The organism is Clostridium thermopalmarium DSM 5974, from assembly GCF_002995795.1.
Taxonomy (GTDB): Bacteria; Bacillota; Clostridia; order Clostridiales; family Clostridiaceae; genus Clostridium_H; species Clostridium_H thermopalmarium.
The window spans coordinates 1-2,829 of the sequence record NZ_PVXN01000020.1; the positions used below are offsets into that span (position 1 = coordinate 1).

The 2,829-nt window shown below is 29.3% G+C and carries 3 protein-coding genes; all 3 read left to right on the forward strand.

Going from position 1 to position 2,829, the window contains the following annotated elements; translation table 11 throughout:
* Window positions 1-234 precede the first annotated feature (234 nt).
* The 3 genes from fba to CPAL_RS04845 all read left to right on the forward strand — a co-directional run bounded on the left by fba (window position 235) and on the right by CPAL_RS04845 (window position 2,699).
* Window positions 235-1,161, forward strand: a complete 927-nt coding sequence (fba, locus tag CPAL_RS04835; protein WP_106024184.1) for a class II fructose-1,6-bisphosphate aldolase — start codon at window positions 235-237, stop codon at window positions 1,159-1,161.
* Window positions 1,162-1,524: 363 nt separating this feature from the next.
* Complete coding sequence (locus CPAL_RS04840; protein WP_061858107.1) at window positions 1,525-2,052, forward strand: GerMN domain-containing protein; 528 nt, start codon at window positions 1,525-1,527, stop codon at window positions 2,050-2,052.
* Between the two features lie 98 nt (window positions 2,053-2,150).
* Window positions 2,151-2,699, forward strand: coding sequence for a class IV adenylate cyclase (locus CPAL_RS04845; protein ID WP_061858108.1), 549 nt, complete (start codon window positions 2,151-2,153; stop codon window positions 2,697-2,699).
* Window positions 2,700-2,829 lie beyond the last annotated feature (130 nt).

The following is a 2,829-nucleotide window of genomic DNA, read 5'->3' on the forward strand; positions in this document are numbered from 1 at the left end:
GGGAAGGTGTATCTATATACATGGCCTACGGCCTTTTTCCCTTCCAAAATTTCAATAAAATAGAAAAAATCTAATTTCCTATAAAGAAAAAAGCTTTACTGGAAATTAGATGCGAAATCTCTGATAATATCTATGGTAAATTTCATAATAGTAGAGTATAATATTTAATTATGATATTAGTATCAGAGGGACAAATATAGTCCCACTAAACATTATTGGAAGGTGGTTTTTTATATGGCATTAGTATCTACTAAGGAAATGTTCAAAAAAGCTTACGAAGGGAAATATGCTATCGGAGCTTTTAATATTAACAATATGGAAATATTGCAAGGTGTTGTAGAAGGCGCTAAAGCTCAAAAATCTCCTGTAATACTTCAAGTTTCAAAGGGTGCATTAGAATATGCTGGTCCTAAATACCTAAAAGCAATGGTTGATGCTGCTATAGCTGATACTGGAATAGATGTTGCTCTACATTTAGACCACGGCCCTGATTTAGAAACAGTTAAACTATGCATAGAAAATGGATTTACTTCTGTTATGTTTGATGGTTCTCACTATGACTATGAAGAAAATGTAAGAAAAACTAAAGAAGTTGTTGATTATGCTCATGCTCATGGAGTAGTTGTTGAAGCTGAACTTGGAGTTCTTGCTGGAGTAGAAGATGATGTTAAGAGTGACGTACATATATACACTGACCCAGACCAAGCAGTTGATTTCGTTAATAGAACTGGATGTGACTCTCTTGCTATAGCAATTGGAACTAGCCATGGTGCTTTCAAATTCGAAGGAGAAGCTAAATTAAGATTTGATATATTAGAAGAAATTCAACAAAAATTACCTGGATTCCCAATAGTTCTTCATGGAGCATCTTCAGTTGATCCTGAATTAGTTGCAACATGTAATGCTAATGGAGGAAATATTCCATCTAAAGCTAAGGGAGTTCCTGCTGATATGCTTAGACGTGCAGCTTCTATGGCAGTATGCAAGATCAACATGGATACTGATTTAAGACTTGCTATGACTGCTGGTATAAGAAAAGTATTTGGTGAAAAGCCTGCTGAATTTGACCCTAGAAAATACTTAGGACCTGGAAGAGATTTAATAAGACAAGTAGTTGAAAAGAAAATAGTTGAAGTTCTAGGTTCTGCTAACACACTATAAAAGAGTAGTTGAAAGTTTAGAAGTTTAGATAGTTTAAAACAGACTATTAGCATTTGCCAATAGTCTGTTTTGCTATGATTAAGTTTTAAGATTTATTTCTATAATATCTAATAACATATAATAAATGCACATAGTCGAACAACATAAAGGAAAAATTTTTATAAAAATCATTCCAAACCAAAGTACAACATTTATAGTTACCCTTCCTAAACTCCATGATCAATAAGAAAATTTGACCACAATTTTCTTATTAATTTTTTGAATTAAATTACATACATTCCATATATACTGTCATTCATCACAGGATAAAAATTAGCTTATTGTCAAACAATATACTATACGAAAATTGCAGGGGTGATATAAATGAAAAAAATTTTAAAAATTTTAGTAATGATAATATTTCCTATTTTCATTTTTGTTTCATGCTCTAACTTCAGGCTCTCACCTAGTTCTCCTACTCCTCAAGCTTTAAAACTCTACTATCCACAGCCTATGAATAATGATGTAAAAATAGTATCTACTGAAGCTAAAGCATATTTAAAAACAGATGGAGAAGTTAAAGATATGTTTGAAAACTATTTTAAAATTCCAGTAAAAAGCAATCTATCTACACTTATAAGTAAAAACACAAAAATCAATAAATTATATTTAAACACTAATGAAAATAAAGTTTACGTAGATTTTTCTAAAGAATTTTTAGATGATATGAATGCAGGTGGATCAAAAGAACTTTTAATTCTAAAAAGTATTACAAATACACTTGGAAGTTATTATAATTGTAACAAAGTATATATCACTATAGATGGCGAACCTTATAGTTCTGGACATGTATCTCTAGATAAAGGTGAAAGTTTCTCTGTAGACTATGATGATATTGAAGAACTTACCTAAAACTCAAACTTAATTGGCAATTGACATTCTCAATTGCCAATTCTATTTTATATATGTTATAATTCAAATGTCGCAAAAAGCATAATGAGGTGTTTTAAATGCAGGAAATAGAAACTAGAATAATAGACATTGATGTAGATGACATTCGAAAAAAACTCTTAAACATGAATGCAGTTAAGGTTAAAGAAGAAAATCAAATCAATAATATTTTCGATTTTAGTGATAGAAGGCTTTTAAATGAAAAAGGCTATGCAAGAATAAGAATTATAGAAGATAACTTAAGAAATGAAAAACATTATTATATGACAACTAAAAAATTATTAAGTCAGGATAAATATAAGGTAATGAGTGAATATGAAATAGAAATCAGCGATCCAGTAGATGGAGAGAACATCTTTAAGTCCTTAGGACTTCAACTAGTAGAATCCATAAAAAAATACAGAGAAAGTTATAAATACAAAAACACTTTAATTGAAATTGATATAAATGAAAAAAGTTTTTGCCCTTTTCCTTATATAGAAATAGAAACTTCTTTTGAAGAAGAATTAAAAGAAGTTGTTGAACTTTTAGGATATACTTTAAAAGACACCACTTCTAAAACAATTTATGAAATATTACAAAGCACAAACAAAACAAAAGGATTATAAAAAATGGTTCATTGTAAAATTAAATGCAACAGATAAAAAAATATTAAAACCATAGTGAAAATCATGTATGATATAGGTGTTGAGTATAAACATACAGGAGATTTTCACTATGGTTCATGATACTGATTAT